This is a genomic window from Enterobacter sp. AG326, from assembly GCF_004362415.1.
GTDB lineage: Bacteria > Pseudomonadota > Gammaproteobacteria > Enterobacterales > Enterobacteriaceae > Enterobacter > Enterobacter asburiae.
The window spans coordinates 78438-105217 of the sequence record NZ_SNXG01000006.1; the positions used below are offsets into that span (position 1 = coordinate 78438).

Sequence of the window (26780 nt, forward strand, 5' to 3'; positions counted from 1 at the left end):
GGTATGCCTGATGTTTGTGGAACAAAGAAGGCTAGTGTACCTCAAAGTGAAGACAGGTGTTTTGGTAAAAGTGGGCATTTTATTTTGTAAAATGTGATGGGCCTGGTTTTCTGGCATCAATATATAATATAGGTCAGTATAATGCTGAAAGGGAGATGAGATATTCATGTTGTTTTTATAATAAATGGAATACATCATCTAAAATGATTCATTATTTATTTTTATATGTATCTCGTTTTTTCATGTTTATTTTAATGCTTTGTTTTTATGGTGTTTATCTGTGGTGATAGATGCTTTCTCGGTTTTGATGTGTTATTAGTCTGGATACGGACTTAATGGAAACATTCATTGAACCTTTTCGAAATGAAAATGCATAATTCCCTCCGCAATTAAACATTGCAAAATCATTGATGGACAAACTTGCTTACGTCCCTGAGGAGGGATGACCCAATGCAAACATGGAAAAAGAAACTCGTTGTATCTCAACTTGCATTAGCCTGCACCCTGGCTATCGCTTCTCAGGCCAATGCGAAGGATATTTCCGGTACGACATATAATACATTCGGATACGATAATACCGCTTCCACTCCCTGGTATTATGGCTATGCCGACTGGGATTACTCAGACGCGACCCACGACGGCGATATTTATCCGGTGATTAATAAAAGCACCGTGAATGGTGTTATTTCAACATACTATCTGGATGATGGCATCAATGGTCGGGCGAATGCGTTAAGCATTTCCAACAGCACCATTAATGGCATGATTACCTCTGAATGTATGACCTCCTCGTGTGCTGACGGCCTGGATACCGATGGCACCAACCATTCTCAATACGATCGTTTTAGCCTGACCGTAGATAATTCCACCATTAACGATACCTATGAGCATTATGCGTATGACGTCGTGAATGGGGAAAATACGGAAAGACACTATCTGGACACGTATAATCTGGGTAATGCGATTACCCTGGATGTGGAGTCCGATATTGTCATCCAGAATAATTCCCACATTGCCGGTATTACCCTGACGCAGGGTTATCAGGAGCCGGATAATACCCCTTACGACGGTGTGGAAGGCGTCGCCAACAGCGGCAAAGTATTTACCGACACGCTGGTGGTGAAAGACTCCGTTCTGACCTCAGGGGCATACAGCGATCTGGGAACCAGCGGGTTCTACGGTCAAACCGCGAAGCCGAGCGACTACGGTGAAACGAATGCCACGGCGGCGGATGATGCGGCGCTGATCGTTGCCGCTAGCGCGTCTGATAACGCGATGCAGACCACTGCCACGTTCGATCACTCCACCGTTACTGGCGATATTCTGTTCTCCAGCACCTTCGACAACAACTTCTATCCGAACGGCGATCCGGCAACGGATACCAGTGCAGACGGTGTCTATAACCCAACCACCAACGGCTGGGATGGCACCGATAAGCTGGATGTCACCCTGACCAACGGCAGCAAATGGGTCGGTGCAGCACAGTCCAGCGTCGAGGCTATCGGCACAGCGCAGATGTATGGTCTGGGCTACAGCAACGTAGACTGGAGTAGCTTATCCCCTAACAGCATTTGGCCGGATTCCGTTTATGACAGTAACGGACACGTTGCGGGTGAAGCGGTGTATCAGAGCGGGCTGTTTAACATCGCGCTGGATAACGGCTCTGAGTGGGATACCCGCAAGCTTTCTAATATCGACACGCTGACGGTAAACAATCAGTCTCAGGTTAACGTTGAAGACTCTGGTCTGCTGGCGGACTCCATCACCCTGACCAATGCTTCATCAATGAATATTGGAGACAGCGGTGCTGCGGCGACCGACCATCTGTATCTGGACAGCTATAGCCGTGCGGCACTGACGGAAGAAACGGCCCAACTGTATGCCAACACCATCACCGTGGATAACGGTGCTGAGCTGGCGCTGGGGCTGGGTCAGGTTGATACGCACAATATGGAACTGACCGATGGCGGGGTGCTGAACGTTGCCAGCCGTGATTACGTCCTGAACAGCGATCTGAACAACGCACGCTATATCACTAACGATAAGTACAATGCCGATTACGACTACGGTGTTGTGGCGATTAATTCAGACGGCCATCTGTCAGTGAACGGTAACGTTGCGGGTAACTACCAGGTGCGCATCGACGATGCGACCGGTGCCGGTTCCGTTGCTGATTACAAAAACAAAGAGATTATTCGCGTCTATGACAATAACGCGGATACTGCAGCCAGCTTTACTGCCGCAAACAAAGCCGATTTAGGCGCTTACACCTACCAGGCGCAGCAGCAGGGTGATTCCGTTGTCCTTCAGCAGAAAGAGTTGACCGACTCTGCCAACATGGCGCTGAGCATCCCATCTGCCAATACCAATATCTGGAATCTGCAGCAGGATACCGTCGGCACGCGTCTGACCAACAGCCGTCATGGCCTGGCGGATAACGGCGGGGCGTGGGTGAGCTACTTCGGTGGCAACTTCGACGGTGACAATGGCGTTATCAGCTACGATCAGGACGTGAGCGGCATTATGGTGGGTGTGGACACCCTGATTGACGGTAATAACGCGAAATGGATCGTCGGTGGTGCGGCAGGTTTCGCGAAGGGTGATACCAGCGATCGTACCGGTCAGGTCGATCAGGATAGCCAGACTGCGATGATCTACGCGTCAGCGAAGTTCATGAACGATCTGTTCCTCGACAGCTCCCTGAGCTACACCCGCTTCAACAGCGATCTCTCCGCTAACATGAGCAACGGTCAGTATGTTGACGGCAATACCACTAATGATGCTGTTGGTTTTGGGCTGAAGCTGGGCTATGACTGGAAACCAAACCTCTCTGGCTACGTTACGCCATATGCAGCCGTATCTGGCCTGTTCCAGTCTGGTGATGATTATCGTCTGAGTAATGACATGCGCGTTGATGGACAATCTTACGATAGCCTGCGTTATGAACTCGGCGTTGATACGGGTTACACCTTCAACTACGGCGGCGAACAGGCTCTGACGCCTTACTTCAAACTGGCCTACGTCTATGACGACGCCGATAACAATGCCGATATTAACGGCGATAGCATTGATAACGGCGTGAAAGGCTCCGCTGTGCGGGTAGGGCTGGGCACCCAGTTCAGCTTCACGAAGAACTTCAGTGCGTACACCGATGCCATATATCTGGGCGGCGGCGACGTTGATCAGAACTGGGGCGCAAATCTGGGCGTGAAATATACCTGGAAATGAATAAAAGCGGGGGAGTGGTTATCTCCCCCGCTTTTTACACAAGTAATAAAAATAATATTGAACCGACAAATACGGATGACTTGAGGTCTGCATGAACGTTAATGCGAAACCGCTTTCTGAATTACGCCGGCTCGAACAGCATTTAACAGCGGCCAGTACCCCTTTTACATGTGCGCCCCAGCAATTAATTACGTCAGACGAATGGAATGAGCCTTGTACGATCGTATTACAAACCGGCGTTATTGAGGTTTATCGAACTTCTGATGAACTGCTGGTGGGGATTGCGACTGCCCCTTTTATATTCGGGCTGTCTACGGTGGTGATTAATCACTCTCACGAATACAGGGTGATTGCTAAAACAGCCTGTACCGGTTTTTATTTGCCCACGGAAACCACCCGTCAACTCATCCAGCAGTATTCACTCTGGAAAGAGGCCTTCTGCTGGTTATCCTGGATAACTTACATTCTCGAGAAACGCGATAAGCAGCTGGTGGGAAATAACTCCTATCACCAGATCCGCTCGATGCTGCTGAATATGGCGGAATGGGATGAAACGCTGCGTTCAAAAATCGGTGTGATGAATCATATTCAACAGAGCACACGAATTTCACGCTCCGTTGTTGCCGAGGTGCTTGCCGCCCTGAGGCAGGGAAACTATATCAATATGAGCCGGGGCAAGCTGGTCAGTATCAACCGCTTGCCCACGGAATATTAAGATTAGTTAGACGCGGTGAGAACCTGTGCTTTATTGGCGCTCAGTTCAGCCACCAGGTTATTAATCCCGTCACTCATATTGACGAAACGCGTATGCGGAGAGCGGGTGACCACCACAAACGCGCCGACGTTTGACTGCGGGATCATGGCCATATAGGTGATGAATCCACCGCCGCCGCCGGTTTTCTGAATAATACCCGGACGGCCATTTTTCGGTGCCATATAGACCCAGCCCATGCCGAGCGCATCGGCTTTACCCGGCACATCCATCCCGATGACGCGGTGAAGCTGAGTGCGCTGATAAATCAGGGTCTGCATGCGATCGGCCTGGCTGCTGCGGGCGTAGAAATCTGAGGAAAGGAACTGCTGCATCCAGCGCATCATGTCGCCAGGCGTGGAATAGACCCCGCCGCTGCCCACGGCCGCGAGCGTGTTATTACAGGGGCTAGCGCCTTTCTCCGCCACCATCAGGCGACGGCACTGATCCGGGGACGGGGTAAAGGTAGTGTCTTTCATACCCAGCGGACGGGTTATCTGCTCTTCAAAAAGCTGCGTGTAGGGTTTACCAGCCGCCGTTGAAAGGGCGTCCGCCAGCAGGTCAAAGGCCAGGTTTGAATAAGAGGCCTGCGAACCCGGAGCCGCCTTCAGCGTGGCGGTACTCAGGTAGCTCCAGCGCTGGTCGCGCGTTGGCCAGACAAATACGTCACGGTGCGCCGCCCCGCCTGGCTGCTCGCGCGGCAGGGCGCTGGTGTGTGTGGCGAGGTTCACAAGCCGGATCGGCGTACCCTGATAGGTCGGAACCCGGGCGCCCGGAGGCGCGTATTTGCTGAGCGGGTCGTCGAGTTTCACCACGCCCTGGTCGAGCAGCTTCACCAGCATTTCGCTGGTCATCAGCTTGGTTAAGGACGCGATGCGGATAACAGAATCCAGCTGCGGGTGAACGTTATTTCCTGGGCGCGTTTCGCCAAAGCTGCGGAACACACGCTGGTTGCCGTCGATGACGACCATCGCCATCCCGGTCGCGCCGCTGCCGTAATAAATAAGGTTCGCGTAGCGATCGGCAATATCTGAAGCTAAAACGGGCGCCGTCAGCGGTTGGGCTGCCTGGGCGGTAGAAAAGCTCACCGCACACAGCGCGGCAAAAGAGAGCAGACAACGTTTCAACGAAAAGCATCCATGAAGTGAATGAGGAAAGTAATGGGTATTTATACTACTAATCGGAACCGCGCAATGCCCCGAATTGCATAACGATAGCGAGAAAAACGTAACCATGGGTAAATATGAACAATTTACTTACGAGCCATCTCCCATTTTGTGACATCGGGCTTATGATAGGCACCAGTGTCACTCAATCTTACGGAGAACGGTATGTCTGAGAAGCGTGTGGTTATGGTTGTCGATATGCAGAACGGGGTATTTGAAACCCCTCGTCATCAGCGCGAAAAATGTGTCTCTCTGATCAACCAGCTTACGCAGGCAGCCGACAAGGTGATTTTTATCCAGCATACCGAGGCCGGTGGGCTGGAAGAGGGAAGCGAAGGGTTTGCGCTACTGCCTGAACTCCATCAGCCTGCTGACGCGCTTTACGTGACCAAAACCGCCTGTGATGCCTTCTATAACACCGTGCTTGAGGCGCTGCTGCGTGAGCAGGGCATTCGCGAGTTTGTCATCTGCGGCTGCGCCACCGACTACTGCGTCGATGCGACGATTAAGAACGGCGTTAGCCGGGGTTACCACATTACCGTGGTGGAAGATGCCCATACTACCGCCAATCGCCCGGCGGCAGATGCGCAGATCCTGATAAACCACCACAACGACGTCTGGCGTAACTTCATCGCGCCGGCGAATCCTCTCGCAGTGAAACGCACCGAAACAATTCTCGAAAACTGGAAAGCGAACTAATAATCAACCCTCGGGTCTGACCTTTTTGCCCGGGCCGGGAGGCTGGCTTGGGCACGTTTTTCGTGTGGTAACGTGTTGTGCACAGCAACAGCCATAACAACAAGAAGGAAGCATTATGTTTAAGTCTTTTTTCCCAAAGCCGGGGCCTTTTTTCCTGTCGGCATTTATTTGGGCACTCATCGCTGTCATTTTCTGGCAGGCGGGCGGCGGCGCATGGCTGACGCGCATCACGGGAGCAACGGGCGAGGTGCCGATTAGCGCGGCGCGCTTCTGGTCGCTGAGCTACCTGCTGTTTTACGCCTACTACATGGTCTGCGTAGGGCTGTTTGCGCTGTTCTGGTTTATGTATTCTCCGCATCGCTGGCAGTACTGGTCTATCCTCGGCACATCGCTAATTATCTTTGTCACCTGGTTCCTCGTGGAGGTGGGCGTGGCGGTCAACGCCTGGTATGCGCCGTTCTACGATTTGATCCAGACCGCGCTGAGCTCGCCGCATAAGGTGACTATCAACCAGTTCTACCATGAGGTTGGCGTCTTCCTCGGTATCGCCCTTATTGCGGTGATCATCGGCGTGATGAACAACTTCTTCGTCAGCCACTACGTTTTCCGCTGGCGTACCGCGATGAACGAACATTACATGGCGCACTGGCAGCACCTGCGCCATATCGAAGGCGCCGCGCAGCGTGTGCAGGAAGACACCATGCGTTTTGCCTCCACCCTTGAAGACATGGGCGTAAGCTTTATCAACGCCATCATGACGCTGATTGCCTTCCTGCCCGTGCTGGTAACGCTCTCGGCGCACGTACCGGATCTGCCGATTGTTGGCCATCTTCCGTATGGTCTGGTGATTGCCGCGATCGTCTGGTCGCTGATGGGTACGGGCCTGCTGGCGGTGGTCGGGATCAAACTGCCGGGCCTGGAGTTTAAAAATCAACGCGTGGAAGCCGCTTACCGTAAAGAGCTGGTTTACGGTGAAGATGACGCCAACCGCGCCTCGCCGCCAACCGTCCGAGAGCTGTTTGGCGCCGTGCGCCGTAACTATTTCCGACTCTACTTCCACTATATGTATTTCAACATCGCGCGTATTTTGTATCTGCAGGTCGATAACGTTTTCGGTTTGTTCCTGCTGTTCCCGTCGATTGTTGCGGGTACGATTACGCTCGGTCTGATGACGCAGATCACCAACGTTTTCGGTCAGGTTCGCGGCTCGTTCCAGTACCTGATCAGCTCCTGGACCACCCTGGTAGAACTGATGTCCATCTACAAACGTCTGCGCAGTTTTGAACGTGAGCTGGACGATCGTGACCTGCAGGAAGTCACCAACACATTTAGCTAATACAGGAAGTTGCTATGTCTTTTGCCGTACCGCGCACGTTACCGTTGTCCTTGCTGGCCGCTCTTGTGCTGGCAGGCTGTGCCGAAAAAGGGGCCGCTCCGCTCAAAAAGGGGGAGAAGCCCGTCGATGTGGCGAGCGTTGTGCGGCAGAAAATGCCCGCCAGCGTGAAGGATCGCAATGCGTGGGCGGATGCGCTGGCAAAAACCTTTGAAAGCCAAAAGATTGCGCCGACCGAGGAGAATATCTGCTCGGTGCTGGCGGTGGCGCAGCAGGAGTCAATGTACCAGTCAGACCCGGTGGTGCCGGGCCTGAACAAAATTGCCTGGAAAGAGATCGACCGCCGCGCGGAGTCCATGCATATCCCGGTTTTCCTTGTGCATACCGCGCTTAAAATCACCTCGCCGAATGGCAAAAGCTACAGCGAGCGGCTGGATGCGGTGAAAACCGAAAAACAGCTTAGCGCCATCTTTGATGATTTCATCAGTATGGTCCCGATGGGGCAGAAGCTGTTTGGCTCGCTAAACCCGGTACACACCGGTGGCCCGATGCAGGTGAGCATTGCGTTCGCGGAGAAGCATACCGACGGCTACCCGTGGAAAATCGACGGTACGGTGCGCCAGGAGGTCTTCTCCCTGCGCGGTGGGCTGTGGTTCGGCACGTATCATCTGCTGAACTATCCGGCGAACTATGATGAGCCGCTGTACCGCTTTGCCGACTTTAACGCGGGCTGGTATGCCAGCCGTAACGCGGCATTCCAGAGTGCGGTCAGCCGCGCAAGCGGCGTCAAGCTGGCGCTGGACGGCGATCTCATCGCTTACGGCAGCAGCGAGGCGGGAAGCACCGAGCTGGCAGTACGGAAATTATCCACCACGCTTGGCTTGAGCAATAGCGACATTCGTCGTCAGCTTGAGAAAGGCGACAGCCTGGCATTTGAGAAAACGGATCTGTACAAGAAGGTGTTTGCGCTTGCAGAGAAGAAGAGTGGGAAAGCGTTACCGAGGGCTATCCTGCCGGGGATCCAGCTGGAAAGCCCGAAGATCACGCGTAACCTCACCACCGCATGGTTCGCAAAACGCGTGGACGATCGCCGGGCTCGCTGTATGGGGCTTTAACGGCGGCGGCGAATACGCAACACTAACGCTACAACGCCCAGAATCATACATCCCGCGAGGAAGGGGATCAGGCCGAACAGGGTGCTGACGCCAAAGCCAATCTCAACTCGCGGGCGTCCGTTATCCTGCACCTGCATCAGGTGTTCATAAACGCCAGGCGCATGGACCAGCATATTGAGCAGCTGTGAGCCGGCCCAGAAGCAGAACAGGACAAACAGGGCATAAGCGATATTACCCGCCGTGGAGGTTTTTGGTTTGCCGCCAAAAATCGGTTTCGACAATGTAAAGTCAGCCATGTTGACCTCCCGTGGTATCACTCTGTTTTAATACGCGTCTTACGGGGTGAGTTTGACAGGTCATCGCATTTGTCAATATCAGAATCGTGGTAATTTACGCGCCGGAATCCTCCTGGATTGTTGATTTCTGCAGCACATCACAATTTCATCACTTAAGTGAAATTGCGTCGCGTTTCAGAATTTCCGTATCTGCCACAGACCTGGCCGTAAAACTGTGAGAGGATGTCTTTTTTTCCTGCCGGAGTTGTTATGAAGCTCACGTCCAAACTACGCCGTGACTGGCACTACTACGCCTTTGCTATCGGGCTGATCTTTATTCTAAACGGTGTCGTGGGCCTGTTGGGGTTTGAAGCAAAAGGATGGCAAACCTATGCCGTCGGGCTGGTGACCTGGGTGATAAGTTTCTGGCTGGCGGGGCTGATTATCCGCCGTCGTCCTGAAGAGACGACAGCGGATGAGGCGAAGAGTGCCGATTAACCGTTTACTGAACTTTTAAGCGCACTGTCGGCGGCGTGACGCTCCAGCGCCAGTTCGATCAGGCGGGTGATCAGTTCCGGATAGCTCAGGCCGCTGGCCTGCCACAGTTTCGGATACATGCTGATGTTAGTGAACCCCGGCAGCGTGTTGATTTCATTGATCACCACCTCGTTTTCCGGCGTCAGGAACACATCCACGCGCGCCATGCCGCAGCAGCCGAGCGTCTGATAAGCGCGAATGGCGATCGCCCGGATCTTATCGTTAATCGCCGGATCGATATCCGCAGGAACGACAACCTGCGCGCCTTTATCATCAATGTATTTGGTGTCGTACGAGTAGAAGTCGCTGTTTAAGACCACTTCGCCGCAGGTGCTCGCCTGTGGGAAATCGTTGCCCAGCACGGCGCACTCAATTTCACGGCCTTTAATACCCTGCTCAACCACCACTTTATGGTCGAACTCAAACGCCAGACGGACGGCCTGCGTGAACTCTGCTTCGCTGGTGACTTTGCTGACGCCCACGGAGGAGCCCTGATTTGCCGGCTTCACAAACAGCGGCAGACCGAGCTCTCCGCTAATTTGCGCGAAGCTGTGCTTGTCGCGGTTGGCGCGGGTGAGGGTCACGAATGGCGCAATGTTCAGCCCGGCATCGCGCAGCAGGCGTTTGGTGACGTCTTTGTCCATGCACGCGGCAGAGCCGAGGACGTCCGAGCCGACGAACGGCAGGTTGGCCATGCGCAGCATTCCCTGCAGGGAACCATCTTCGCCCAGAGTGCCGTGAACGATAGGGAAGACAACGTCGATCTGGGCGAGTGCCTGCGCGTTGCCGGCGTCGATGAGCTGCCCCTTCACGACGCCGGGTACGGTGGCGACGCTCACTTCTGAAGGATTAAGGGCAATGTGTGCCGGATCGTGAGCATTCAGCAGATACTGGCTGGCATCGTTAACGTGCCACTGGCCCTGTTTATCAATGCCCAGCAGCACCACGTCGAAGCGGCTTTTATCGATCGCATCAACGATATTTTTGGCCGATTGCAATGACACTTCGTGCTCAGCTGATTTTCCCCCAAAGACAATACCTACGCGCTGCTTAGCCATCTCACTCTCTTCCAGTCTGACGAAAAGCCAATAACATACCACGATGCCCGGCGGGTTTCGCGGCCTTCTGCCATAATGTTTTGGGGAATGTTGAGGGGGGAGAGTGAAAGGAAAAACGCTGCTGACCGTTTTCATCATTGTGGCCGTTGCAACGGTGGGTTACCGCTGGTTGCCGCCTTACTACAACCCTTTTATGCCGCTGACGCTTGACGACCCGCCGGGCCGTATTACCCAGTATAAGCTTCGGCGCCTAACCCCCGAGGCGTGCGCAAGCCTGCTTTCGCAGGCTAACCAAAGAGATCTCATCCGCACCCAGCCGGTGGCCGACAGCGGCGGCGCGTGTCCGCTCAACAATGTCGTGCGCGTGCGTGATTTTGGCCCGGTCAGCCTGAACAGCAGCTTTCTTGCCAGCTGTCCGCTGGCGCTCAGCTCTGCGCTGTTTATCAACCAGCAGGCCCGGCCGCTGACAAAACGCTATACGGGCAGCGACCTGGCGCGTATCGACCATCTCGGCAGCTTTGCCTGCCGCAATATTTACCACCGCCCTGACGCGCGACGCAGTGAACATGCCACGGCGGAGGCGCTGGATATCGCCGCTTTTCGGCTGGCGAACGGGGAACGCGTCACGGTGCTGAACGGCTGGAAGGCGACAACAACGCAGCCATGGCTGAAGGCAATGCTGGCGGCAAGCTGTGGCTACTACGGAAACGGCCTGGGGCCGGAGTATAACGCGGCGCATGCCAACCATTTTCATCTGGGAATGCGCGGTTTCGGACTCTGTCGGTGAAGCATAATATTCCGCCAGAAAATGGATGAATTGTGACTTATTTCACAAATATGATGACTGGGAAGATAAAACACCAAAGTCAGTCAGGCCGCATCTCTGGTGCGACGTCAAAACGCGTAACTTGCTAATCTGTAGGCGAATTCGCCTAAAAATGAAGACTATTTCTTTATGGTATCCTGGAAAGTTAATCTCATCTCGGTCTGGTTCGGCTGCTTCTTCACCGGGCTGGCCATTAGCCAGATCCTGCCGTTCCTGCCGCTGTACGTCTCGCAGCTGGGGGTGACCTCGCATGAAGCGCTCTCCATGTGGTCCGGCCTGACGTTCAGCGTCACGTTTCTGGTCTCCGCCATTGTGTCACCGATGTGGGGGAGCCTGGCGGATCGGAAAGGCCGAAAACTGATGCTGCTGCGCGCCTCGCTCGGGATGGCGATAGCCATTCTGCTGCAAGCCTTCGCCACCAACGTCTGGCAGCTGTTTTTCCTGCGCGCGGTAATGGGGCTGACGTCCGGGTACATTCCAAATGCCATGGCGCTGGTCGCCTCTCAGGTGCCGCGCGAGCGTAGCGGCTGGGCGCTGAGTACGCTCTCCACGGCACAGATCAGCGGCGTCATCGGCGGTCCGCTGCTGGGCGGCTTTCTGGCGGATCACGTCGGGCTGCGCGCGGTATTTATCATCACCGCGATCCTGCTGGTGGTCAGTTTTCTGGTCACGCTCTTTCTTATCAAAGAGGGGGGCCGCCCGGTTATCAGTAAATCTGAACGCCTGAGCGGCAAGGCCGTCTTCGCCTCGCTGCCCTATCCGGGACTGATGATCAGCCTGTTTGTGACCACTATGGTTATCCAGCTCTGTAACGGTTCGGTCGGTCCGATTCTGGCGCTGTTTATCAAATCGATGGAGCCGGAAAGCACAAATATCGCTTTTCTGAGCGGCATGATTGCCGCCGTGCCGGGCGTCTCCGCCCTGATTTCCGCGCCGCGTCTGGGAAAACTGGGTGACAGGATCGGCACGGCGCGCATCCTGATGGCGACGCTGATCTTTGCGGTCGTGCTCTTCTTCGCGATGTCGTTTGTCACCTCTCCGCTTCAGCTTGGCGTATTGCGATTTCTGCTCGGGTTTGCTGATGGCGCAATGTTGCCTGCGGTGCAAACTCTGCTGGTTAAATATTCCAGCGACCAGGTGACGGGGCGTATCTTTGGATATAACCAGTCATTTATGTATCTGGGGAATGTTGCCGGTCCGCTTATTGGTGCATCCGTTTCTGCGATGGCCGGTTTTCGTTGGGTATTTGCGGCCACGGCGATTGTCGTTTTAATCAATATTATCCAGCTGGCTATTGCGCTGCGTCGCCGCAGACAAATGGCGGAAGCGAAATCGTCGAGATAATCGTTTCGTTGATGTATTATATATTCTTATGGTAGCCGCATTTTTATATAACAAAATGCGGCGCTTTTTTATAGAAAAACGTTTCGCTCACCGCGTCGGTCCTTTATTTTTATTCCTGCATCACTTTTGCATACCATAATAAATTTCTTCTCTTTGCATTATGGATTCAGAATGCTAACTTCAGACAAAACTGAAAAAGGAACTGGCACGATGAAAAATCTCATTGCTGAATTGCTGGTCAAGCTGGCACAAAAGGAAGATGAGTCAAAAGAGCTGGTTGCTCAGGTCGAAGCGCTGGAAATTGTGGTCACCGCGCTGCTGCGACAAATGGCGAAAACCGATCAACAGGCGTTGATTGAGAGCGTGGAAGGCGCGCTGGACAGCGTCAGGCCTGAATCGCAGGTTCCGGTTGAGGATGCCGAGATGCTCCACCAGTACGTAAAGAAGCTGTTAAGGCATCCGCGCAGCTAAACCGTCACAGGACGTAACGACGTGTCATAGAATTGTCATGCAGGATGCCTATAGTCGCTCTGTTTTTATTTTTATGTATTTGTACATGGAGAAAATAAATTGAAACAGAGCGCACTTTTCATCGCATTACTTCCCCTGTTAATTACCCCTGCCATTTATGCCGATACTGCCCAAACCAGCGTGCTGGATAATCGCGCGGCAAAAGGGGATATCACCCAGCCTGGCGGCGCACGCCGTTTATCAGAAGATCAAACTGCCGCTATTCGCGCTTCGCTGAATGATAAGCCGGCGAAAAATATTATTCTGCTTATTGGCGATGGAATGGGGGATTCCGAAATCACGGCGGCGCGAAATTATGCCGAGGGTGCGGGCGGCTTTTTTAAAGGCATCGACGCATTACCGCTGACCGGACAATATACCCATTACGCGCTGGATAAAAAAACCGGTAAACCGGATTACGTCACGGACTCCGCGGCCTCTGCTACGGCGTGGTCCACCGGCGTGAAAACCTATAATGGCGCGCTGGGAGTGGATATTCACGAAAAAGATCATCAAACCCTTCTGGAGATGGCAAAAGCGGCGGGCCTGGCGACCGGCAACGTCTCCACCGCTGAACTTCAGGATGCCACGCCCGCGGCGCTGGTGGCGCACGTGACCTCGCGTAAATGCTACGGCCCGTCAGTGACCAGCGAAAAATGCCCAACGAACGCGCTGGAAAAAGGCGGTAAAGGCTCGATTACGGAACAGCTGCTGAACGCGCGTCCTGACGTGACTTTGGGCGGCGGCGCGAAAACCTTCGCGGAAACCGCGACGGCGGGCGAGTGGCAGGGCAAAACGCTGCGCGAGCAGGCGCAGGCCCGCGGCTATCAGCTGGTGAGTGATGCAAATTCGCTGGCAGCCATCACCGACGCGAACCAGGACAAACCGCTGCTGGGGCTGTTCTCTGACGGCAACATGCCCGTGCGCTGGGAAGGACCAAAAGCCTCTTATCACGGCAATATCGATAAACCTGCCGTAACCTGTACGCCTAGCCCGAAACGCACGGACAGCGTACCGACGCTGGCGGCGATGACTGATAAAGCCATCTCTCTGCTGAGCAAGAGCGAAAAAGGGTTCTTCCTGCAGGTAGAGGGCGCATCGATCGATAAGCAGGATCATGCGGCGAATCCGTGCGGCCAGATTGGCGAAACCGTCGATCTGGACGAAGCGGTGCAGAAGGCGCTTGAGTTCGCGAAAAAAGACGGTAACACCCTGGTGGTGGTCACCGCGGACCATGCGCACGCCAGCCAGATTATTCCGCCAGATACCAAAGCCCCGGGCCTGACGCAGGCGCTGAATACCAAAGATGGCGCCGTTATGGTGTTGAGCTACGGTAACTCTGAAGAAGAGTCCATGGAGCACACTGGCACCCAGCTGCGCATTGCAGCCTACGGTCCGCACGCGGCAAACGTGGTAGGCCTGACCGATCAAACGGATCTGTTCTACACCATGAAGGCGGCGCTGGGTCTTAAATGATAAAATCCCGGCGGAAATCACATCTGCCGGGTGGTTTTTTTCCTGTCACGAACCAGACTTACAGGGAATGTTCACAAAAGGATGGTGCAATGAAAACAACATTACTGGTTACTCTGCTCTCTGGCCTGTTCCTGATCGCATCGGCGAACGCGGAAGAGAAAACGCTAACGCCGCAACAACAGCGTATGACCACCTGTAATCAACAGGCGACGTCTCAGAGTCTGAAGGGAGATGCTCGCAAGACCTACATGAGCGACTGCCTTAAAAACGGCGCCGCGAAACCGGCTGAAAAAAGCCTGACGCCGCAGCAGCAAAAAATGCGCGAGTGTAATGCGAAAGCAACCGAACAGTCCCTTAAAGGGGACGACCGCAGCAAGTTCATGAGTGCGTGCCTGAAGAAAAAAGTGTAGTTCTAACGGGTGAGCGGCTCCGGCGGCTCACCCGAAATTTCATACTTTCCCCGCAGACCCCCTCTCTATAATTTGGGAAAATGTTTCAGAATATTCCCAAAAATGATGAATGATGAAACGTATTACAACAAAAAGCGCATTCGGGAAGAGTGGAATTTAACCCTTTCTCAGGATGACCCTCACCGCGCCGGCATTCAGTTTGCCCGGCGAGTCCGGCTGGCGCGCGCCGTCGGGCTGGCGGCAATGTTTTTCCCCGTTGCGGGGATGCTGGTCACCCATTTTTTACCCGGTGGCTGGTGGCTTTTACTCGTGGGGTGGTCGTTCGTCTGGCCCCATTTTGCCTGGCAGCTGTCATGCCGTGCCGCTTCACCCCATCAGCAGGAAATTTTCAATCTTAAAATCGATGCCATTATTGCCGGGCTCTGGATCGGCGTGATGGGGATGAATGCGTTACCCACGGCAGCGCTGGTGATGATGGTAGGGATGAATATGATGGGCTCCGGCGGCTGTCGTCTGTTCATCCCGGGGATTGCGTTGACGCTGCTCTCCGCGCTGGTGACCCTGCCACTCGCCGGGAAGGTGGTCATCTTCAACCCCGACCCCATAGAGTGGAGCCTAACGCTGCCCGTACTCATGCTTTATCCCATGCTGTTTGCCTGGCTCAGCCACCGAACCGCCGTCAGGCTTGCGGAACATAAGCAGCGGCTGGAAATGATGAGCACACGAGACGGGATGACCGGGGTCTTTAACCGTCGGCACTGGGAAATGCTGCTGCGAAATGAATTTGAGCATTGTCGGCGCGACCACAGCACCGCCACGATATTGCTGATTGATATCGACCACTTTAAAAACATCAATGACACCTGGGGGCACGACGTGGGCGACGAAGCGATCATCGCCATTACGCGTCAGCTCCAGCGGTCAGTGCGGTCAGGCGATGCGATCGGCCGGTTTGGCGGGGATGAGTTTGCGGTGATCATGTCGCAGACAGCGGCGGAAAGCGCCATCGCCGTGATGTCGCGGCTGCATGAGCGGCTGGAAAACCTGACGTTACCGTGCGCGCCAAAAGAAGCGCTGCGCATCAGCGTCGGCGTTGCCCCCTGGGGGCCGCAGTTTGGACATTATCGGGAATGGCTGAAGGCGGCTGACGTGGCGCTGTACAGGGCGAAAAATGCCGGGCGCGGCCGCACCGAAGTGGCCGCCTGACGCCCGACGGCGAGGATCAGGATTTACTCAGCTTCTCTGATTTTTCCATGCATTTTGCCATCGCTTCAATGACGGCCGAGCGGAACCCGCGCTCTTCCAGCACCCGCACCGCTTCGATGGTGGTACCGCCCGGGGAACAGACCATATCCTTCAGCTCGCCTGGATGTTTGCCGGTTTCCAGCACCATTTTGGCGGAGCCCATGACGGCCTGCGCGGCGAACTTATACGCCTGCGCGCGCGGCATTCCGCCAAGCACGGCGGCGTCGGCCATCGCTTCTAAAAACATGAAAACATAGGCAGGAGCTGAGCCACTCACGCCGACCACCGGATGGATCATCGATTCGGCAATCACTTCTGCTTCACCGAAGCAGCGGAAAATATTCAGCACGTCGGCCACTTCTTCTGTGGTCACCAGCGCGTTAGGCGTGACGGAGGTCATGCCGGCATTGACCAGCGAGGGGGTGTTGGGCATCGCGCGGACGATTTTACGATCGTGACCGAGCGCGCGCGCCAGCTGATCGAGCGTGACGCCTGCGGCAATCGACACGACCAGCGTCTCTTTATTCAGGCTGGAGGTGATATCGCTCAGCACTTTGATCATGATGTTCGGCTTGACGGCGCCAAAGACGATATCGGCGACCTGGGCCACTTCCTGCGCGCTTTCGGCGGCGTTGATCCCGTATTGATCGCGCAGCGCGGCGACCTTGTCCGGTGACGGGGTATAGACCCAGATCTGACCCGGCAGCACCTGCCCGCTGGCGATCAGACCGCCCAGGATGGCTTTGCCCATGTTACCGCAGCCGATAAACCCGATTTTCTTGTCCATCACGATTCTCCGTCATTATGCGTTGTTTTCTCTGATTGATAGCTTAACAACGAAATGCAGGCGACAATAGTCGGCAGACTCATTATGGGGAGACAATATGGCGATTTGGGTTGATGCGGACGCGTGTCCGAACGTGATTAAAGAGATTTTATTTCGCGCCGCCGAGCGCGTTCAGATGCCGCTGACGCTGGTGGCTAACCAGAATATTCGCGTACCGCCTTCGCGGTTCATCCGCTCTTTGCGCGTGCCGGCCGGGTTCGACGTGGCGGATAACGAAATTGTTCGCCTGTGCAGCGCTGAGGATCTGGTGATCACGGCGGATATTCCGCTGGCCGCTGAAGTGCTGGAGAAAGGGGCGGCGGCGCTCAATCCGCGCGGGGAGCGTTACTCGCCTTCGACCATTCGCGAAAAGCTCACTATGCGCGATTTTATGGATACGATGCGGGCCAGCGGCGTGCAGACCGGCGGACCGGACAGCCTGTCCCAGCGCGACCGTCAGCAATTCGCTGCCGAGCTGGATAAATGGCTGCTGGAAGTGAAGCGCCGCACAGCGTAATGATAATTATTGTCAATTTGTGGTACAGTATGGCCTCCACAGGGTTGTCATCCCGTACCGCTTTGCAGTAAAGTAATCGCAACATCTTCTGCAATTATTTCTTTACACTCTTCAGCCATTCGGCATCAAGGGGAACACCTGGCATGACCCAACCCATCTTTTTAGTTGGCCCCCGCGGCTGTGGGAAAACCACCGTTGGCCTGGAGCTGGCACGCGTGTGTCATCGCCAGTTTGTTGATACCGACCACTGGCTGCAAACCGAGGCCGGAAAAACCATCGCCGAGATCGTTGAACAAGAGGGATGGGAGAGCTTTCGCGCACGCGAAACGGCCGCGCTGAAAGCGGTCACTACCCCGTCTGCCGTGATCGCGACCGGCGGTGGCATCGTTCTGGCGGAGTGCAATCGTCACTATATGCGCGAAAAGGGGATTGTGATTTATCTCAGCGCGCCGGTGTCGGCTCTCGTGGGGCGTCTGGAAGCGTTTCCGGAAGAGGGGCAACGCCCCGCGCTGACCTCCAGGCCGCTTAGCGAAGAGGTGAGCGAAGTGTTGGCCGAACGCGATGCGCTATACCGCGAAGTGGCTCACCACGTGGTGGATGCGTCAGCCTCTCCCGAAGACGTTGTGATTCAGATTATTACCGCCCTGCGTTTGGCTTGTGCCAGCTAACCGGCGTCTATACTTATAGCTCAGACATAAAAAAAGGATGAGCTATGCCAACCAGACCTCCCTATCCGCGTGAAGCGCGCGTTGTTACCGTTGAAAAAGGCCATACGGGTCATACCGTGACCTGGTATCAACTGCGTGCCGATCACCCCAAGCCGGACTCGCTGATCAGTGAACACGAGACTGAACAGGAAGCGCTGGACGCGAAACGGCGCTACGAAGATCCCGATAAAACCTGACCGTTTTCCTAAACGCTCCAATATCGTGCCTGAATCACACTTTTTACTCATCGGGAAAGTTAAGCAGGAGTTAATATTTAGTTATTACAAGTAACTCCGGTATCGGCAGGCGATCTTTACATTTCGATGTCGGGATCACCTGCTACGCTTGGTGCTGTTTTGTTGAAAAAATGAACTGTGCAGCGTAGTGAGCCTGTACCTGTGTGCACGATGTTGGAGTAATGGAAGGCGATCAAGATGAAGGCAACGTTGGCGATCCTCACCATTGGTGTGGTCCCTGTAAGCGAAGTGTTACCGCTCTTAACCGAGCATGTATCTGAACAACAGATAACGCATCTTAGCCTGCTGGGGAAGATGAGTAGGGAAGAGGTCATGGAAGACTACGCTGTCGAGGTGGGGGAGGATCCCCTGGCGACGTTATTAAGCGACGGTAAACTGGCGCATGTTTCACGTCAGAAAATCGAGCGCTCGCTGCAGGGCGTAATAGAAGTGCTCGATAATCAAGGTTATGACGTTATTTTGCTGATGAGTACCGCGCCCATTAAGGGCCTCACGGCGCGTAATGCAATTTTGCTGGAGCCGATGCGGATCATTCCACCGCTGGTGGCCTCCATCGTGGATGGTCATCAGGTGGGGGTGATCGTACCTATTGAGGAGCTCATGGATAACCAGGAGGCAAAGTGGCACGTGCTGGAAAAAGTGCCCTTGTATGCGCTGGCAAATCCGTTCTGGGACAGTGAGGCCAAGCTCATTGCTGCCGGGAAGGAGCTGCTTGAGAGAGGGGCAGATGTCTTGATTCTGGACTGCCTCGGTTTCCATCAGCATCATCGTGATCTGCTGCAAAAAGCGTTGGATGTCCCCGTGCTGTTATCTAACGTTCTGATGGCTCGCCTGGCCTCGGAACTCCTCATGTAATGATTTTGCGTGACAGGTGATGAGCATGGCCCCTATAGTGAATTTTTATCTAAAAATATAAGGGCCAGTTCATGCTTCAAAGTAACGAATACTTTTCCGGTAAAGTGAAATCCATTGGTTTTACCAGCAGCAGCACTGGCCGCGCCAGTGTCGGCGTTATGGCGGAAGGGGAATACACCTTTGGCACGGCGGAAGCTGAAGAAATGACGGTCGTCAGCGGGGCGCTGAACGTCTTACTGCCGGGTGAAACGGAATGGAAAGTTTACGCTGCCGGGCAAGTTTTCAACGTCCCTGGCCACAGCGAGTTCCATTTGCAGGTCGCTGAACCTACCTCTTATCTGTGCCGCTACCTGAAATAAAAAATAAGCCGGGTGGCGCTAACGCTTACCCGGCCTGCGTTTTGCCTGTTATCTCTGCGCTTCGCCGCCGAGACCTTCCACCAGATTCTGAATCAACGCGGCCAGTTCGCCGGTCATGAGGATGAAGTCCGCGTCAAAGCGCTGGGCGTAATCTTCCCTGTCGATATCTTCGTTCTGATCGCGCAGCTCGTCGCAGAACTTCAGACGCTTCACGGAGCCGTCGTCGCACATCACGAACTGAATGCGCTGCTGCCAGTCGAGCGCCAGTTTAGTGACCACTTTGCCCGCTTCGATGTGTACGGCGATCTCGTCGCTCACCAGATCCTGCTTCTTCGCGCGGATCACGCCGCCATCTTCCAGCAGGGCTTTCAGCTCGGCTTCATCAAGGATCTGGAAACCCTGAGCCGCAGCGCCGCTGCGTACCCATTCGGTCAGCGTCAGCTCGATCGGCGTTTCCAGCGCCAGCGGAACGACCGGTAAAGATCCGATGCTTTTGCGCAGCAGGGCCAGCGTATCTTCTGCTTTTTTGGCGCTGGCGCAGTCCACCATGATCAGCCCGTTGACGGTGTCGATCCACATCATGGTCTGGCTGAAGCGGCTGAAGGCGCGCGGCAGCAGGGAGTGCAGCACTTCGTCTTTTAGCGAATCTTTCTCGGTCTTTTTCAGCTTACGGCCCTGTTCGGCTTCCAGCTTGAAAATCTTCGCTTCGAGCGCCTGCTTAACCACCGGCGTCGGCAGGATTTTCTCTTCTTTACGGGCGCAGACGATGATTTGACCCGTGCTGCTGGCGTGGGTCAGTGCATCGCTTTGTGAACCCATTGGCGGCACCCAGCCGGTTTTCGCCATATCCTGGCTACCGCAAGGGGAAAAGGTATAAGCGGCTAACTGTTTTTCCATCTCTTCTGCACGCAGCGAAACGTCGCGGCTGAGACGGTAAACCATCAAATTTTTGAACCACAGCATGATAATTTCCACGGCCTTGTCGTTAAATCAGCGGGCATGATAACGAATTGTCGCATCGCTTGCATTGCTAATCGGGAAGCGTGCTTCTACTCTGTTGATAATCAAAATAATGAGGAGAGTCTTGTGCGTATTGGGATCGATTTGGGCGGCACCAAAACAGAAGTCATCGCACTGAGCGAGCAGGGGGAGCAGCTGTTCCGCCACCGTCTGCCGACGCCGCGCGATGATTATCGCCAGGCTATCGAGACGATTGCCAGCCTGGTTGAGATGGCAGAGCAGGCGACAGGGCAAACCGGCAGCGTCGGGATGGGGATCCCGGGGTCGATCTCGCCGTATACCGGGGTGGTTAAAAATGCCAACTCCACCTGGCTCAACGGTCAGCCGTTTGATAAAGATTTGAGCCAACGTCTGAACCGGGAAGTGCGTCTGGCCAACGACGCCAACTGTCTGGCAGTGTCTGAGGCCATCGACGGCGCGGCGGCAGGTGCTCAGACCGTGTTTGCCGTGATCGTCGGTACCGGCTGCGGCGCGGGCGTGGCGTTCGGCGGGCGCGCCCATATCGGCGGCAACGGCACCGCGGGCGAGTGGGGTCACAACCCGCTGCCGTGGATGGATGAAGACGAGCTTAAATACCGTGCTGAGGTGCCGTGCTACTGCGGAAAGCAGGGCTGTATTGAGACGTTTATCTCCGGCACCGGGTTTGCGACCGACTACCACCGTCTGAGCGGCCAGCCGCTCAAGGGCAACGAAATTATGCGTCTGGTCGAAGAACAGGATCCGGTCGCCGAGCTGGCGCTTAGCCGCTACGAAATGCGGCTGGCGAAATCCCTGGCGCACGTGGTGAATATTCTCGACCCGGACGTGATTGTGCTCGGCGGCGGCATGAGCAACGTTGACCGGCTGTACGCCACGGTACCGAACCTGGTGAAACAGTGGGTCTTCGGCGGCGAGTGTGAAACTCCGATCCGCAAAGCTGTCCACGGTGACTCCAGCGGCGTGCGCGGCGCGGCGTGGCTGTGGCCAGAATAAAAGCAAATAATGTTTATTCCCTCTCCCTGTGGGAGAGGGCCAGGGTGAGGGCACCAGACCGCACCATCCCCCCATTTATTCCACCGCAAACACCTTATCCAGCCTGCTGTACCCCAGCCCGTTGATTTTCTTCACCTTGATCTGCACCGGAATGCGCTCTTTCATCGCCTCAACGTGGCTGATCACGCCGATGGTTTTCCCGGTGGCGTTCAGCGCGTCGAGCGCATCCAGCGCGGTATCCAGCGTTTCACTGTCGAGCGTGCCGAACCCTTCATCCAGGAACAGGGAATCGATCCGCGTCTTATGACTCACCAGATCGGAAAGCGCCAGCGCCAGCGCCAGGCTGACCAGGAAGCTCTCGCCGCCCGAGAGCGTACGGGTATCGCGCACCGCGTCCGCCTGCCAGGTATCGACTACTTCCAGCTCCAGCGCGTCGCTGGCCTTGCGCTGCAGCAGATAACGCCCGTGCAGACGGTTAAGCTGCTGGTTAGCAAGCCAGACGAGATTATCCAGCGTCAGCCCCTGTGCGAATTTACGGAACTTGTCGCCGGTGCTGGAGCCGATCAGCGCGTTCAGATAACCCCAGTCGTCCGCCTGGCGCGCGGCCTCTTCAATTTGCTGCATCAACACCAGCTGGTGCTGACGGTTATCGCTGTCCTGCTTCAGCTGCTGGCGGATCTCGCCCTGATGCGTCGTGTTCTCGCGAAGCCGTTGCGCCAGCTGCTGCAGCTGGCTTTGCAGCGCAGGAGCATCTGCATCGAGACCTTCCGGCCGCAGCGCCAGATGAGCCTGTAGCTGCTGGTTAGCCTGGCCGGAAAGGGCCGCGGCCTGCTGTATCTGGCTTTCCAGCGACTGCTTCAGCTGTTCGAGGCGACGAATAGCGTCGTCATCCAGCAGAGCGGCAAGGAACGCGTCCCGATCGACAAAACAGCTCGCTGAGAGCGCCGCGGTGAACTGCGTCTGCGACTGCTGCAGGCGCTCTTGCTCCAGCTTTTCCTGCTGCTGCTGCGCGGTGAGCTGGCTCTGTAGCGACACGCATTCGTCGTGCACGTCGCGCCAGCCGTCCGGAATGGCCGGTTCGGCCTCTTCGCCGTTCGTTTCCGGAAGCGTGTCGAGCAGCGGCTTCAATGTGTTTATGCGTTCCAGAAGCACGCCGTGCTGCGTTTGTTTCTCCTGCCACTGCGCGAATTCCGCTTCGCGGGCGTGCAGCCAGGCGGCTTCATTGCCGTCTTCAGGTACGTTAAGCGATAGCGAAAGCAGGGTGCTTTCCAGCGCCTGGCGCGCGGCCGTCAGCTGCTGCTGATGCTGTCGCTCCTGCACTTCCTGATCGTTTAGCTGGTTTTGCAGGGTCAGACGCTGGCTAAGCTGATAAAGCTGGCGCTCGTACTGTTCCTGCTCGTTCATCCATGGCGTGATATCTTCCTGAATATTCAACGCGATGTTCAGGGAAGTGCATGCTTCCATCCACTCTTTAGTGAGCGCTTGCTGTTCCTGAGAGAGAGTCTGCGCTTCGTCTGTCTCGCGCTGGATCTGCTGCGTCAGGGCATTAACCTGTCCCAGCACCAGCAGACCTTCCTCTTTAAGCGCGGCGACCTCTTTTTCCAGGGCATCACGGCGGCGCTGGTTATCCGTCAGCTCAAGCGACTGGTATTGCTCAACGGCGGGATGCTCGCTGGAGCCGCACAGCGGACAGGGTTTGCCTGCCTCAAGCCGGGAACGATAGCTTTCCAGGTCTTTAATCGTCGCTTCGCGTTCGCACAGGGCCTTCAGGTCCAGATAGTGCTGGTGTTTCTCTTTGTACTGCTGGCGGCGCAGCGTCAGCGTTTCATTGAGTTTATATTGATCGGCCTGGGCCTTCTGCACGCTTTCACCGCTCTGGCGCAGTCGCTTTTGCAGCGGCTGATAGCGGGCATGCAGCGACGTTAGCCGCTGGCGCAGCGTGCGTGACCGGGACTGCTGCTCCATGGCCGCGCTAACCTCATCCGCCGTCAGCGTCAGCGCATTTTCCGGCATCTCGGCCAGCCTGTTGCGTAATTCACTCATCTTCGCAGCAAGCGAGGCTAACTGCGTTTTATCGCGGTTAAGCTGTGAGAACTGAGCACGCCAGCCGGCAATCTCCTGCCCCAGCAGGCGATAGCGCTCGTTCTCCGCCAGCCACTGCGCCAGCGCCGTCAGTTCGGTCTGAAGCTGCTGATGATTCCGCTGGGCGGTATGACGGATCCGCGCGCGCAGCGCGGTTTTGGCTTGTAAGCGAGTATTTACTTCGATAATTCGCTGCTGGGTTTGCGTCAGGCGAGCGGTTTGCTCCTGCTGATGCTCCCAAAGCGGTCGAAGCTGGGCGGCAGGCAGAGCAAGCTGGAGCTTTGCCAGCTCTGGCGCAGCGTTCGTCAGCGCCTGCTGCGCCTGCTGCTGCATCGCGGTGACGCGCTGTTGCTCAAGCACGAGCTCATCATGGCGCGTAAGCCACTGAAAATCTTTCTGCTGTCTTTGCTGCTGAACCAGCAGAGTTTTCTCTTCGTCAGTAAGTGCCTGCAAACTTTGCTGCAACTGCTGCTGTTGCTCTTCGCTCAACAGCACGACGCCCGCCGCCTGCGCCTCGCATTTTTCAAGCACGCTGCGGGCGGCTTTGTGTTTCTCAAACACCATGGCGGAAATCTGGCCGTAGATCTCTGTGCCGGTCAGCTCCTCCAGCAGCTCGGCGCGATCGCTCGGCTTGGCATTAAGGAAGGCGGCAAACTGCCCCTGTGAGAGCAGCATGGAGCGGGTAAAGCGGCCATAGTCCAGCCCGGTGAGCGCGGCGGTTTGCTCCAGTTTATCCGTCACTTTATCAGCCAGGATTTTGCCATCTTCACAGCGCGCCAGCTCCACGCGCGGCGCCTGCAGGTTCCCGTCCGGCTGGTTGCGCGCCCGGTTCTGGCTCCAGAAGGCGCGATAGGCGGTGCCTTTTACCTCGAACTCCACTTCAGCCAGGCACTCGGCGGTGTCGCGCGTCATCAGGTCGTTTTGCGCCTGAGAAACCTTCTGCAGTCGCGGCGTTTCGTGATAAAGCGCCAGACAGATGGCGTCGAGCAGGGTGGTTTTGCCTGCCCCGGTTGCACCGGTGATGGCAAACAGACCGTTGCTGGCAAACGGCTCCGCGGTAAAGTCAATTTTCCACTCGCCCTTGAGGGAGTTGAGGTTTTTCAGGCGCAGGCTCAAAATTTTCATGCGTTATCTTCCTCATCATTGAGCGCATGCAGGGTATGGCTGAACAGTTCGCTGAGTCTTGCGCGCTTCGCGTCGTCAATTTCCTCCTGCGAGAGCCTGCGTTCAAACACCTCTTCAACCCGCAGTTCACTGAGCGTTTCGCGTTGCGCGCTTAACAGAATTTTCTCGCGCTGCTCGCGGCTGCGGCGTACCAGTAAGACTTCGACGGGCAAATCTTCCGTCAGCGCCTGAATTTTACGCTGCATATCGTGCAGGTAGTCATCGGTGGTGATTTCGATATCCAGCCAGACGGGCGGGTTAAGCGTCGCGCCGCGCCACTGCTCAAGCTGGGCGGTAATGGCGTCGAGATTGCCCTTCAGCACCGCCAGCGGCTGGGTGACGGGCACCTCCAGCGTTTCGACGGCGTGAAGTTTCCCTTCGGAGAAGCTCACCAGATGGACGGACTTGGCCTTGCCCGTTTCGTCAAAGCTGAGCGAAATTGGCGAGCCGCAGTAGCGGATGTGCTCGCTGCCGCCGACGATCTGCGCCCGGTGAATGTGTCCGAGCGCAATGTAGTCGGCTGGCGGGAAGTTTTGCGCCGGAAAGGCGTCCAGCGTGCCGATATAGATCTCACGTACTGCGTCACTTTTACTGGCCCCGACGGTGGTGAGATGGCCGGTCGCAATCACTGGAATTGGCTGGTCGCCGCGCAGGGCGCAGGCATCGGCGTGCTGCTGGTGATAATAGTCGGTGATGGCCTGTAATAAATGCTGCTGCTTTTCCGCACCCGACAGCCCCGCCTGGCTTTGCACGATGTCCCGCGGACGCAAAAAAGGAATGGGGCACAGCACCGCCCCCGGCGTGCCGTCGCGTTTTTTCAGGATCTGCGGGGCGTGCCCGGCGCTGGCGACGACGGTGGTATTGAGAAATGCCAGGATGTCGCGGGATTCATTGAGCGTCGCGACGGAATCATGGTTACCGGCGACAATCACCAGATGACAGCCGGTTTGCTGCAAATTCACCACGAAGCGGTTGTACAGTTCACGCGCATAGCTGGGGGGCGAGCCGGTATCAAAGATGTCACCCGCCACAATAATCGCGTCCACCTCGTGCGTCCGGGCCGTTTCCAGCAGCCAGTTCAGGAATGCTTCATGTTCAGCCGCACGGCTTTTGCTGTAAAAATTTTGACCCAGATGCCAGTCCGAGGTGTGAAGTATGCGCATAGCTGATCCGTGGCAAAAAAGAGAAAGCAGGATTATAAACGTTCAGAGACGGGAAAATAACCGCTGTAATAAAACAACGGTTTGCCCGTTATCGTGGTACTGTTTTTCATAAATCTGTCATAAATCTGACGCATAATGGCGCCGAATTACAAACTTGTAACTTAAATAAGATAAGACAGGGCAAAGTATGGCGAGACGTATTCTGGTCGTAGAAGATGAAGCTCCAATTCGTGAAATGGTGTGCTTCGTGCTCGAGCAAAACGGCTTCCAGCCGGTTGAAGCGGAAGATTATGACAGCGCAGTGAACCAGCTGAATGAACCCTGGCCCGATCTGATTCTGCTGGACTGGATGTTGCCCGGCGGCTCCGGACTGCAGTTTATCAAACACCTGAAGCGTGAGGCGCTGACCCGCGACATCCCGGTTGTGATGCTCACGGCGCGCGGAGAAGAAGAGGATCGCGTTCGCGGTCTGGAGACCGGCGCGGACGATTACATTACTAAACCGTTTTCCCCAAAAGAGCTGGTTGCCCGCATTAAAGCCGTGATGCGCCGTATTTCGCCGATGGCGGTGGAAGAGGTGATTGAGATGCAGGGGCTGAGCCTTGACCCCACCTCACACCGCGTGATGACCGGTGAAAATCCCCTCGATATGGGGCCTACCGAATTTAAACTCCTGCACTTCTTTATGACCCACCCGGAACGCGTGTACAGCCGCGAGCAGTTGCTGAATAACGTCTGGGGAACTAACGTGTATGTCGAAGACCGGACGGTTGACGTACATATTCGCCGCCTGCGAAAAGCACTGGAACTGAGCGGCCACGATCGCATGGTGCAGACGGTCCGCGGCACGGGTTATCGTTTTTCTACCCGTTTCTGAACAATGAC

26 protein-coding genes are annotated in these 26780 nt (G+C 55.6%); 19 read left to right on the forward strand and 7 right to left on the reverse strand.

The window, feature by feature from the left end; genetic code table 11:
• Window positions 1-450: 450 nt before the first annotated feature.
• Window positions 451-3228 (forward strand): autotransporter outer membrane beta-barrel domain-containing protein, encoded by a 2778-nt coding sequence (locus DFO52_RS17570; RefSeq protein WP_133550861.1) that lies wholly within the window; start codon window positions 451-453, stop codon window positions 3226-3228.
• Between the two features lie 91 nt (window positions 3229-3319).
• Complete coding sequence (locus tag DFO52_RS17575) at window positions 3320-3943, forward strand: helix-turn-helix domain-containing protein (protein WP_054830101.1); 624 nt, start codon at window positions 3320-3322, stop codon at window positions 3941-3943.
• 2 nt (window positions 3944-3945) lie between these two features.
• Here DFO52_RS17575 and ampH read toward each other — a convergent pair whose 3' ends face one another.
• Entirely contained in the window at window positions 3946-5106 is a 1161-nt protein-coding gene (gene ampH, locus DFO52_RS17580; protein WP_029739742.1) for a D-alanyl-D-alanine-carboxypeptidase/endopeptidase AmpH, read from the reverse strand.
• A 204-nt stretch (window positions 5107-5310) separates the two neighbouring features.
• On the opposite strand from ampH, the gene DFO52_RS17585 reads away from it, so the two are divergent.
• The 3 genes from DFO52_RS17585 to DFO52_RS17595 all read left to right on the forward strand — a co-directional run bounded on the left by DFO52_RS17585 (window position 5311) and on the right by DFO52_RS17595 (window position 8292).
• Window positions 5311-5844 (forward strand): isochorismatase family protein, encoded by a 534-nt coding sequence (locus DFO52_RS17585; RefSeq protein ID WP_133550862.1) that lies wholly within the window; start codon window positions 5311-5313, stop codon window positions 5842-5844.
• Between the two features lie 115 nt (window positions 5845-5959).
• Complete coding sequence (sbmA, locus tag DFO52_RS17590) at window positions 5960-7180, forward strand: peptide antibiotic transporter SbmA (protein WP_133550863.1); 1221 nt, start codon at window positions 5960-5962, stop codon at window positions 7178-7180.
• A gap of 14 nt (window positions 7181-7194) precedes the next feature.
• Window positions 7195-8292, forward strand: coding sequence for a DUF1615 domain-containing protein (locus DFO52_RS17595; RefSeq protein ID WP_133550864.1), 1098 nt, complete (start codon window positions 7195-7197; stop codon window positions 8290-8292).
• On the opposite strand, the gene DFO52_RS17600 is transcribed toward DFO52_RS17595, so the two are convergent.
• Window positions 8289-8588 carry a DUF2755 family protein gene (locus DFO52_RS17600; RefSeq protein WP_133550865.1) on the reverse strand — a complete coding sequence of 100 codons (300 nt, stop codon included), beginning with the start codon at window positions 8586-8588 and terminating at the stop codon, window positions 8289-8291. The genes DFO52_RS17595 and DFO52_RS17600 overlap by 4 nt on opposite strands.
• Before the next feature lie 249 nt (window positions 8589-8837).
• On the opposite strand from DFO52_RS17600, the gene DFO52_RS17605 reads away from it, so the two are divergent.
• Complete coding sequence (locus tag DFO52_RS17605; RefSeq protein ID WP_023310528.1) at window positions 8838-9065, forward strand: DUF2754 domain-containing protein; 228 nt, start codon at window positions 8838-8840, stop codon at window positions 9063-9065.
• Here the strand turns inward: DFO52_RS17605 and ddlA are convergent.
• Window positions 9062-10162: a D-alanine--D-alanine ligase gene (ddlA, locus tag DFO52_RS17610; RefSeq protein ID WP_029739746.1), complete on the reverse strand. Its 1101-nt coding sequence runs from the start codon at window positions 10160-10162 to the stop codon at window positions 9062-9064. The two genes, DFO52_RS17605 and ddlA, sit on opposite strands and share 4 nt — an antisense overlap.
• A 103-nt stretch (window positions 10163-10265) precedes the next feature.
• Here ddlA and DFO52_RS17615 point away from each other — a divergent pair, with 103 nt between their 5' ends.
• From DFO52_RS17615 to adrA, 6 genes are all read left to right on the forward strand, one after another.
• The gene (locus tag DFO52_RS17615; protein WP_133550866.1) at window positions 10266-10949 is read left to right on the forward strand and encodes an extensin family protein; all 684 of its coding nucleotides are present in this window, start codon (window positions 10266-10268) and stop codon (window positions 10947-10949) included.
• A 168-nt stretch (window positions 10950-11117) separates the two neighbouring features.
• Window positions 11118-12332, forward strand: a complete 1215-nt coding sequence (locus DFO52_RS17620) for a multidrug efflux MFS transporter (protein ID WP_133550867.1) — start codon at window positions 11118-11120, stop codon at window positions 12330-12332.
• A 210-nt stretch (window positions 12333-12542) separates the two neighbouring features.
• Complete coding sequence (iraP, locus tag DFO52_RS17625) at window positions 12543-12803, forward strand: anti-adapter protein IraP (RefSeq protein ID WP_133550868.1); 261 nt, start codon at window positions 12543-12545, stop codon at window positions 12801-12803.
• A 99-nt stretch (window positions 12804-12902) separates the two neighbouring features.
• Window positions 12903-14318, forward strand: coding sequence for an alkaline phosphatase (gene phoA, locus DFO52_RS17630; RefSeq protein ID WP_133550869.1), 1416 nt, complete (start codon window positions 12903-12905; stop codon window positions 14316-14318).
• An 89-nt stretch (window positions 14319-14407) separates the two neighbouring features.
• The gene (gene psiF, locus DFO52_RS17635) at window positions 14408-14728 is read left to right on the forward strand and encodes a phosphate starvation-inducible protein PsiF (RefSeq protein WP_023310534.1); all 321 of its coding nucleotides are present in this window, start codon (window positions 14408-14410) and stop codon (window positions 14726-14728) included.
• A gap of 102 nt (window positions 14729-14830) precedes the next feature.
• Complete coding sequence (gene adrA / locus DFO52_RS17640; RefSeq protein ID WP_133550870.1) at window positions 14831-15934, forward strand: diguanylate cyclase AdrA; 1104 nt, start codon at window positions 14831-14833, stop codon at window positions 15932-15934.
• Between the two features lie 16 nt (window positions 15935-15950).
• Here the strand turns inward: adrA and proC are convergent, their stop codons facing one another.
• Window positions 15951-16760: a pyrroline-5-carboxylate reductase gene (gene proC, locus DFO52_RS17645; RefSeq protein ID WP_024906789.1), complete on the reverse strand. Its 810-nt coding sequence runs from the start codon at window positions 16758-16760 to the stop codon at window positions 15951-15953.
• Between the two features lie 97 nt (window positions 16761-16857).
• On the opposite strand from proC, the gene DFO52_RS17650 reads away from it, so the two are divergent.
• The 5 genes from DFO52_RS17650 (at window position 16858) to ppnP (ending at window position 19494) form a co-directional block, all read left to right on the forward strand.
• Entirely contained in the window at window positions 16858-17316 is a 459-nt protein-coding gene (locus DFO52_RS17650; RefSeq protein ID WP_010428006.1) for a YaiI/YqxD family protein, read from the forward strand.
• A 143-nt stretch (window positions 17317-17459) separates the two neighbouring features.
• Complete coding sequence (aroL, locus tag DFO52_RS17655; protein WP_047648591.1) at window positions 17460-17984, forward strand: shikimate kinase AroL; 525 nt, start codon at window positions 17460-17462, stop codon at window positions 17982-17984.
• 44 nt (window positions 17985-18028) lie between these two features.
• Complete coding sequence (gene yaiA, locus DFO52_RS17660; RefSeq protein ID WP_029739753.1) at window positions 18029-18220, forward strand: protein YaiA; 192 nt, start codon at window positions 18029-18031, stop codon at window positions 18218-18220.
• A gap of 237 nt (window positions 18221-18457) precedes the next feature.
• A complete protein-coding gene (locus DFO52_RS17665) occupies window positions 18458-19135 on the forward strand; it encodes an AroM family protein (RefSeq protein ID WP_047648590.1) in 678 nt (225 codons plus the stop codon).
• A gap of 71 nt (window positions 19136-19206) precedes the next feature.
• Complete coding sequence (gene ppnP / locus DFO52_RS17670; protein ID WP_008503270.1) at window positions 19207-19494, forward strand: pyrimidine/purine nucleoside phosphorylase; 288 nt, start codon at window positions 19207-19209, stop codon at window positions 19492-19494.
• Between the two features lie 48 nt (window positions 19495-19542).
• On the opposite strand, the gene rdgC is transcribed toward ppnP, so the two are convergent.
• Entirely contained in the window at window positions 19543-20457 is a 915-nt protein-coding gene (rdgC, locus tag DFO52_RS17675; RefSeq protein WP_023310540.1) for a recombination-associated protein RdgC, read from the reverse strand.
• Between the two features lie 123 nt (window positions 20458-20580).
• Between rdgC and mak the strand changes: the two genes are divergently transcribed.
• Window positions 20581-21486, forward strand: coding sequence for a fructokinase (mak, locus tag DFO52_RS17680; protein ID WP_133550871.1), 906 nt, complete (start codon window positions 20581-20583; stop codon window positions 21484-21486).
• Window positions 21487-21561: 75 nt separating this feature from the next.
• Here mak and sbcC read toward each other — a convergent pair whose 3' ends face one another.
• Entirely contained in the window at window positions 21562-24693 is a 3132-nt protein-coding gene (sbcC, locus tag DFO52_RS17685) for an exonuclease subunit SbcC (protein ID WP_133550872.1), read from the reverse strand.
• Complete coding sequence (sbcD, locus tag DFO52_RS17690; protein WP_133550873.1) at window positions 24690-25895, reverse strand: exonuclease subunit SbcD; 1206 nt, start codon at window positions 25893-25895, stop codon at window positions 24690-24692. Before sbcD ends, sbcC begins: the two co-directional genes overlap by 4 nt.
• 187 nt (window positions 25896-26082) lie before the next feature.
• Here sbcD and phoB point away from each other — a divergent pair, with 187 nt between their 5' ends.
• On the forward strand, window positions 26083-26772 hold the full coding sequence (gene phoB / locus DFO52_RS17695; protein WP_008503265.1) for a phosphate response regulator transcription factor PhoB: 690 nt from the start codon (window positions 26083-26085) through the stop codon (window positions 26770-26772).
• The last annotated feature ends 8 nt before the right edge of the window (window positions 26773-26780 follow it).

What these genes read in the sequence shown, in the direction of transcription:
- rdgC (WP_023310540.1), bottom strand. Translation starts at nt 20,457, where the DNA reads ATGCTGTGGTTCAAAAATTTGATGGTTTACCGTCTCAGCCGCGACGTT.
- phoB (WP_008503265.1), top strand. Translation starts at nt 26,083, where the DNA reads ATGGCGAGACGTATTCTGGTCGTAGAAGATGAAGCTCCAATTCGTGAA.
- sbmA (WP_133550863.1), top strand. Translation starts at nt 5,960, where the DNA reads ATGTTTAAGTCTTTTTTCCCAAAGCCGGGGCCTTTTTTCCTGTCGGCA.
- yaiA (WP_029739753.1), top strand. Translation starts at nt 18,029, where the DNA reads ATGCCAACCAGACCTCCCTATCCGCGTGAAGCGCGCGTTGTTACCGTT.
- DFO52_RS17605 (WP_023310528.1), top strand. Translation starts at nt 8,838, where the DNA reads ATGAAGCTCACGTCCAAACTACGCCGTGACTGGCACTACTACGCCTTT.
- DFO52_RS17600 (WP_133550865.1), bottom strand. Translation starts at nt 8,588, where the DNA reads ATGGCTGACTTTACATTGTCGAAACCGATTTTTGGCGGCAAACCAAAA.
- DFO52_RS17650 (WP_010428006.1), top strand. Translation starts at nt 16,858, where the DNA reads ATGGCGATTTGGGTTGATGCGGACGCGTGTCCGAACGTGATTAAAGAG.
- DFO52_RS17570 (WP_133550861.1), top strand. Translation starts at nt 451, where the DNA reads ATGCAAACATGGAAAAAGAAACTCGTTGTATCTCAACTTGCATTAGCC.
- sbcD (WP_133550873.1), bottom strand. Translation starts at nt 25,895, where the DNA reads ATGCGCATACTTCACACCTCGGACTGGCATCTGGGTCAAAATTTTTAC.
- proC (WP_024906789.1), bottom strand. Translation starts at nt 16,760, where the DNA reads ATGGACAAGAAAATCGGGTTTATCGGCTGCGGTAACATGGGCAAAGCC.
- sbcC (WP_133550872.1), bottom strand. Translation starts at nt 24,693, where the DNA reads ATGAAAATTTTGAGCCTGCGCCTGAAAAACCTCAACTCCCTCAAGGGC.
- DFO52_RS17575 (WP_054830101.1), top strand. Translation starts at nt 3,320, where the DNA reads ATGAACGTTAATGCGAAACCGCTTTCTGAATTACGCCGGCTCGAACAG.
- aroL (WP_047648591.1), top strand. Translation starts at nt 17,460, where the DNA reads ATGACCCAACCCATCTTTTTAGTTGGCCCCCGCGGCTGTGGGAAAACC.
- DFO52_RS17620 (WP_133550867.1), top strand. Translation starts at nt 11,118, where the DNA reads ATGGTATCCTGGAAAGTTAATCTCATCTCGGTCTGGTTCGGCTGCTTC.
- adrA (WP_133550870.1), top strand. Translation starts at nt 14,831, where the DNA reads ATGATGAATGATGAAACGTATTACAACAAAAAGCGCATTCGGGAAGAG.
- DFO52_RS17585 (WP_133550862.1), top strand. Translation starts at nt 5,311, where the DNA reads ATGTCTGAGAAGCGTGTGGTTATGGTTGTCGATATGCAGAACGGGGTA.
- psiF (WP_023310534.1), top strand. Translation starts at nt 14,408, where the DNA reads ATGAAAACAACATTACTGGTTACTCTGCTCTCTGGCCTGTTCCTGATC.
- ddlA (WP_029739746.1), bottom strand. Translation starts at nt 10,162, where the DNA reads ATGGCTAAGCAGCGCGTAGGTATTGTCTTTGGGGGAAAATCAGCTGAG.
- DFO52_RS17595 (WP_133550864.1), top strand. Translation starts at nt 7,195, where the DNA reads ATGTCTTTTGCCGTACCGCGCACGTTACCGTTGTCCTTGCTGGCCGCT.
- ppnP (WP_008503270.1), top strand. Translation starts at nt 19,207, where the DNA reads ATGCTTCAAAGTAACGAATACTTTTCCGGTAAAGTGAAATCCATTGGT.
- iraP (WP_133550868.1), top strand. Translation starts at nt 12,543, where the DNA reads ATGAAAAATCTCATTGCTGAATTGCTGGTCAAGCTGGCACAAAAGGAA.
- DFO52_RS17665 (WP_047648590.1), top strand. Translation starts at nt 18,458, where the DNA reads ATGAAGGCAACGTTGGCGATCCTCACCATTGGTGTGGTCCCTGTAAGC.